Source organism: Segatella salivae DSM 15606, assembly GCF_000185845.1.
Classification (GTDB): Bacteria; Bacteroidota; Bacteroidia; order Bacteroidales; family Bacteroidaceae; genus Prevotella; species Prevotella salivae.
On the sequence record NZ_GL629647.1, the window covers coordinates 1231695 to 1237684 of the forward strand.

Genomic DNA, 5990 nt, shown 5'->3' on the forward strand with positions numbered 1-5990 from the left:
AAATCACTTTTTTAAAGGTTGGCATTTCCGCGCTCGGCGAAAGTCATTTCCCGAATGGTTTGGTGTTTCCGCGCATGGCGAAAGTCGTTTCCCGAATGGTTTGGAGTTTCCGCGCATGGCGAAAGTCGTTTCCCGAATGGTTTGGTGTTTCCGCGCATGGCGAAAGTCGTTTCCCAAAGGGTTTGGAGTTTCCACGTTCTCCGAAAGTTATTTCCCGAATAGTTTGGGATTAGTTGTTGCAAAGATATGGAATAAGAATTTATCAGGGTTTTGGATTTACAACTATCAAGGAGCATCCATAGGGATAGTTTCAACGATTTTTTCCACATATTTTGTTCTACACAAAAAAATCGTTTTATGGAATAAAATTAGAAAGTAAATTCAAAACCTACCCTTTTTATAAAAATAAAAAGCGAGCAGGAAATACATTCCTGCCCACTTATAAATATATTAATATAACTCTACTTCTTATTGCTGTGGAGCTGCTTCTGTTGAATCAAGACCTAATGCTGCACGTGCATTCTTATCATTGGGATCAAGTTTAATCAACTGCTCATAATATGGTTTTGCAGATTCAAGATCGCTTTTCGTTACCCAATAATAATAACCAAGATTAGCAAGGGCTGATTTCAATGTAGAAGTTTCATCATCTTGACGATCCGTTTTGTTAGCCAATAAATCTACAGCCTTCTGGAAAAATTCAGCTCCCTTTTCGTCTTGACCAGCCTTAGAAGATTGCATACCAGCCATATTGTATACCCATGCAGCAATAGTTGGCCACTTCTCAGCCATTTGAGTATAGATACCATATGCTTTATCGAGGTTTGCCTGCTTCTTTGCACCACCCTTTTCAGCCATCTGTACATAGATGTTGGCAAGTTTAGCATAATCTGATGGAGTAGCATTTTGGTTATGAGACATATAAATCTCGTTACACTCTAATGCTTTATCTTCCTGTCCCATTTCAGCATAGGTATCAGCCATATACTGATAAGGCTTATAATCATCTTTCTTCAAATCAAAAGCCTTTTGATATTGCTCAATGGCATCAGTATACTGCTTATTACCCTTCAGTGCAAGACCATAATAGATATAATCGCGTGCACTCTTTTCTACTGAGTCCGTAGATATAATAATCTTTGCATAATTGATTGCCTCATCAAACTTTTGAAGATCTGTCGCGCTCCAAAGTGCCACACGCTCGAAAGTGATGTCTTTTGGGAACTTCTGGATTCCAAATTTAGAAATATCAAGACTCTCATCTTTTTTATTTGTCATATAAGAAGAAACGGCATAGCCTACGAGATAATATTCATCAAGTTTTTCTTTATTGGACTTTGAAAAATACTCGTATGCCTTAGCATAGTTTCCAGCCATATAGAAATTATTACCTGCTTCTGCTTCGATAGGGAAATCAGGACAATTCTGCTTCAACAGATTAAGTGCACGCTCACTTTCTTCAGGGCTACGCTTTCTATAAATGTTAGAATAACGCATGTAACCTTGAGGATTTTTAGGGTCCATAGACATACTCTGTTCATACCACATAGCGGCATTTCCACCATCATCTTTCATTGCAGAAATATCACCTAAAAGGATATATGCATTACCGCAATCTTTGTATTTGGAGATAACATTATTAGCAATATTAGTAGCCTCGTCATACTGCTTATTCATCAAAAGTGTCTCTCCTAAGGCGACAAGTGCTTTTGGGTCCTTCTTAAAGTCTTTCTGGTAGTCTTTAATCAGGTTCTTTAAAGCCTTTGCATCCATATTAGGAGTGGCTTTGAGTGATTGTGCTATTGGCTTCAGCATCTCATTATAGTTGGCATTTTGCGCCATAGCGGGAACTGACAAGCCCAACATCAGCAATCCTGCTACTACATATTTCATCTTTTTCATATTCTTCTTATTTAGTTAAAATAATATCGCAGTTGAAGGCGAAACCGGAAGAAAAACTTCGCCAATGATTTATCTTTTAACATGCACCGTGCGAATCGTAATATCTGCTCGATAGGGAAGCAAACCTGTCTTGAAAAGAATTAATTGTCCCTTTGGCCCAGCAACATAATTTGCAAATGTCAGAGGTAAAGCCCTGTACGGATCTACAACTATCGCATATAAAGTACGTGCAAATGGATAACGTCCATCAAGTAAATAAGCCTGATAGGGTTTCCAACTATTCATAGGAGTCGCCTTATCCTTTATGGATACAGACATGACATGAACATTCTTCTTAAATGTGGTATTCGTTGAATCACGCTTATCATTCAGCCAATTTGAGCCAATAATACCAATAGCATTAATATTGTTACTCACATAATCTATTACAGCCTTACTATTCTTAGCTGCAACAATATTTTTAGCAGTAAGATTCTTACCACCCATTATTGAGTCTATAACATAATGCAATGTCGCAGAAGCAGGATTGTCGAAAACAACTTCAATGCCTCCACGTTTAGAACCTGGATATATTTCATTCCAGCGATTTACTTTCCCACTTAATATTCTCTTAATATCTTTGACCGTTATGCAAGTATCATTGTTATTCTTATTAACGATGAAAGCCAAACCATCATAACCAATAGGGAATGTTTCGGGAATTAAGTTTTTCGATTTGAAATAAGCAACTTCGCTTGGTTTCAAATCACGAGATGTAAAGAAGAGACAAGTCTTCAAATCTTGCAGTTTTTTGAATCCCGTTATATCATCAGCATAAATAGCCTTCAAATGTGCTTTAGGGTATTCATATTCAAACTGTTGTCTTTCTTCCTCTATAAAAGGGCTGAAACTCTCATCAGAGACGAATTCAATCGTCCCTGATGAAGGAGTATCTGTTCTACTGCCTTTGTTTTTCTTCCCACAAGAGGAAAAGAAAACCAAAGACAGGGATAGTCCAATAAATATATAAGATAAATTCTTATTCATTTATTTCAATTATTGTAACTTAAATTGTACTGGCACATTGAACTTCACACGCACAGCAGAACCATTCTGCTTACCTGGTGTCCAACGTGGCATACTACTTACAACACGTGCTGCTTCACGATCAAGAGATGGGTCTACAGACTTTGCTACACGAACATCAGTGATAGAACCATCACGTTCAACAACGAAAGAGATTGTCACACGGCCTTGAATTCCATTCTCTTGAGCCACAACAGGATATTTAACATGTGAGCTAAGATACTGTAGCAATGCTGCAGGACCACCAGGGAATGATGGCATAACCTCAACAACGTCAAATACTTTTTGTGTAACTTCTTCCTTTGGAGCAGGAGGAGGAGTAGCCACTGCAATATCATTACGTACAGCCTCAACAGTACGATCCTTCGTACCTTCATGAGTTTCTGTACCTACAGCAACCTTATCATCCAACTGGTCCATCTGTTTCAACGTGTTAGACTCTTTAACAAGTTCATCTTTCTTAATTACAGGAGCAACGAACTTCTGTGTCTCACGCGCTACAGGAATCTCCTTCTTAGGCTGAACCTTAGGCTGAATGGTTTCTTTCTTTTCTTGTTTCTTAGCCTCTTGCTGAAGTTTTGCAAGCTGCAAAGCTTCCATGTAAGCCTGTTGTGCTTCTGCATTCTTTTGAGAAATCACTTTCCATGCAAGAAAACCACCCACGAGTAAAGCAGCAATGAGCAAGATAACAATCGACTTAATGTTACGTCCAGAAGTCCCCTTACGAAGTCTATAAGCTCCATAAGCTTGATTCTTTCCGGCGAACACCATATCGACCCATTTAGGATCGTATAAATCTATTTTTGCCATTTGTTTCCTTTTTAAATTGTTTCGTTACTTCATCGATTATAGTTTAACTCCTCTAAGCTTCAACAAATGAAGGTCATCAGCGTTAAGCTTATCAATGACGTAAGTACCAATACTTAGAATCTGCATTTCATCGAGGGCATCAACCATGTTCTTATAAGAAGCATTGTCAGAAGGTTTAATGATAACAGTCAGCGTTGGGATCTTACCATCTTTGAGTTCACCAGCCTTAAGCTTGCTAAGTTTCTTCTGATAAATACTATCTGGATACATCTTAGGATTCTTAGCTTTTTCTGCATTAAGTTCTTTTACAGCAAGCTCTATTCGAGTTACAGGTTTTGTACCATTTGCTGTAGCGTGATCTCTTAGAAGCTTACGGATACCATTGTTTCCCCAAGTTGTTTCCTTCAACCAAGCAGGATTATTGTATTGGGGTTCACCTTCACCACAATAAATCTTATTGTCAGCAGTCACATATATGGTAATTGCTTCAGAAGCCTTAGCCTCTGTCTTCTGATCCTTTGTAACATTTTCATCGTTACTCGGCATCGTCAGCTCCATTGTCTGTGGCTTACTAAGTGATGTACACAACATGAAGAACGTGATCAGCAACATGAGCATATCCACCATAGGCGTAAAGTCTACGCGAACGGTCATTTTCTTTTGTTTGCTTTCTTTCTTTGCCATTGATTAGTCCTCCTGTTTTTTAAGCTGTGTAATCATATAGTAATGGCTTTCGTCCATATCCTGGAGCTCACTCATCACTTTCTTAACAGTCTTATAAGGTGTCTTTGAGTCAGCTTTCAACGCAATCTTAATATTGTCATTGACCGTACGAGCTGCATCAACCCATTGCTGGAATTCGCTCATACCTCCATGAATACTATCCATTGGGATTCCCTTTGTAGGTAGAATCTTATGGCGCATCGTAGGAGAAGAAGCTAAATAACCACTAAGATCTTTCATTGGAACACCAAATGTAGACTCGGTCTTAAAGACTTTGCTCTGTGCTGCACTCAACTTTATGCCAAACTTATTGGCCATATTATCAAGCACCTGTCCCAATTGGTCTGTATTGTCCAAACTCATAAACACCTGACCTTCACCTGTTGGCCTACCGGCCGCATCCTTTTCAGGATTGACCAGAATGGTCAGGACGCCGTTCTCTGGCACCTTTATTTCAGACACTGAACCTGGAGTATTTACTTTCACTGGCTCATTCTTAACGAATGTAGAGGTCAGCATGAAGAAAGTAAGCAACAGGGTCATAACGTCTGACATAGGCGTCATATCGATCCAAACGTCACTTTTCTTAATTTTTACTTTACCCATAGCGATAAATATTTAAAGGGTTAGCAAAAATTAAGCCTCTTCTGTGTGGTTAGCTTCGTATGTCTGAGCAATTGAGTAACCTACTTCGTCGAGTGCGTATGTCAGCTTATCAACCTTATTTGTGAAATAGTTGTAAGATACTACAGCACACCATGATGTCAAAATACCAAATGCAGTATTGATCAAAGCCTCAGAAATACCTGCTGAAAGAGCAGCAGAGTCAGCACCACCACCTGCAGACAAAGCAGAGAAAGACTTGATCATACCGGTTACAGTACCAAGAAGACCAGTCAAAGTACCTAACGTAACGATAGTTGCAATGATAGGAAGGTTCATGGTCAATGTAGGCATTTCAAGCTGTGTTGCCTCTTCATGAGCCTGCTGAATCTTAGCAATTTTCTGTGCTTTCTTCAATGAAGCATTTGCACCTGTCTCCATGTCTTTGTAAGCATTCAAAGATGCAGATACTACATTTGCAACAGAACCTCTCTGCTGATCGCAAAGTTGTTGAGCCTTAGCAAAATCGTTAGCATTCAATGCAGCCTTAATATTAAGCACGAACTTTGGAAGAGAACCCTTACCGAAAGCAGTCTTCATAGCGAGTACACGCTCAATAGACATTGCCAAAACAGTTAGCAACAGTGTATGGATTACAGGCACAATCATACCACCTTTGAAGATAGTACCCCAAACATCTGCAGGTGAACCATTAGAATCTCCACCCTGGAAGTGACTAGCATCACCAAACCATGTGTAGAACAATGCAAAAGCGATAGCAGCGCAAACGACGATAATCCAGAATGCACCTCTTACTCCTTGAAAGCCCTGAGATTTCTTAGGGCTGGCTGTTTTTTGTGTAGTTGCCATAATTTAAAATTTTAATT

Annotated in this window: 7 protein-coding genes; 1 reads left to right on the forward strand and 6 read right to left on the reverse strand. The window is 39.2% G+C overall.

Features of this window, described 5'->3' with window-relative positions; all coding sequences use genetic code 11:
• On the forward strand, positions 1 to 233 hold a 233-nt coding region (locus HMPREF9420_RS13895; protein ID WP_169309692.1), incomplete at its 5' end, for a hypothetical protein.
• Positions 234 to 468: 235 nt separating this feature from the next.
• Here HMPREF9420_RS13895 and HMPREF9420_RS05115 read toward each other — a convergent pair.
• The 6 genes from HMPREF9420_RS05115 to HMPREF9420_RS05140 all read right to left on the reverse strand — a co-directional run bounded on the left by HMPREF9420_RS05115 (position 469) and on the right by HMPREF9420_RS05140 (position 5973).
• On the reverse strand, positions 469 to 1902 hold the full coding sequence (locus HMPREF9420_RS05115; protein ID WP_007134413.1) for a tetratricopeptide repeat protein: 1434 nt from the start codon (positions 1900 to 1902) through the stop codon (positions 469 to 471).
• A gap of 69 nt (positions 1903 to 1971) precedes the next feature.
• Positions 1972 to 2928, reverse strand: a complete 957-nt coding sequence (locus HMPREF9420_RS05120; RefSeq protein WP_007134414.1) for a PstS family phosphate ABC transporter substrate-binding protein — start codon at positions 2926 to 2928, stop codon at positions 1972 to 1974.
• 9 nt (positions 2929 to 2937) lie between these two features.
• Positions 2938 to 3777, reverse strand: a complete 840-nt coding sequence (locus HMPREF9420_RS05125) for an energy transducer TonB (RefSeq protein WP_007134415.1) — start codon at positions 3775 to 3777, stop codon at positions 2938 to 2940.
• Between the two features lie 36 nt (positions 3778 to 3813).
• Positions 3814 to 4461 carry an ExbD/TolR family protein gene (locus HMPREF9420_RS05130; protein ID WP_007134416.1) on the reverse strand — a complete coding sequence of 216 codons (648 nt, stop codon included), beginning with the start codon at positions 4459 to 4461 and terminating at the stop codon, positions 3814 to 3816.
• Between the two features lie 3 nt (positions 4462 to 4464).
• A complete protein-coding gene (locus HMPREF9420_RS05135; RefSeq protein WP_007134417.1) occupies positions 4465 to 5106 on the reverse strand; it encodes an ExbD/TolR family protein in 642 nt (213 codons plus the stop codon).
• 30 nt (positions 5107 to 5136) lie between these two features.
• Positions 5137 to 5973, reverse strand: coding sequence for a MotA/TolQ/ExbB proton channel family protein (locus tag HMPREF9420_RS05140; RefSeq protein WP_007134418.1), 837 nt, complete (start codon positions 5971 to 5973; stop codon positions 5137 to 5139).
• Between the last annotated feature and the right edge of the window lie 17 nt (positions 5974 to 5990).

Bases quoted from the DNA above. Each gene is read 5' to 3' on its own strand.
- HMPREF9420_RS05140 (WP_007134418.1), bottom strand. From the start codon at position 5,973: ATGGCAACTACACAAAAAACAGCCAGCCCTAAGAAATCTCAGGGCTTT.
- HMPREF9420_RS05125 (WP_007134415.1), bottom strand. From the start codon at position 3,777: ATGGCAAAAATAGATTTATACGATCCTAAATGGGTCGATATGGTGTTC.
- HMPREF9420_RS05115 (WP_007134413.1), bottom strand. From the start codon at position 1,902: ATGAAAAAGATGAAATATGTAGTAGCAGGATTGCTGATGTTGGGCTTG.
- HMPREF9420_RS05135 (WP_007134417.1), bottom strand. From the start codon at position 5,106: ATGGGTAAAGTAAAAATTAAGAAAAGTGACGTTTGGATCGATATGACG.
- HMPREF9420_RS05130 (WP_007134416.1), bottom strand. From the start codon at position 4,461: ATGGCAAAGAAAGAAAGCAAACAAAAGAAAATGACCGTTCGCGTAGAC.
- HMPREF9420_RS05120 (WP_007134414.1), bottom strand. From the start codon at position 2,928: ATGAATAAGAATTTATCTTATATATTTATTGGACTATCCCTGTCTTTG.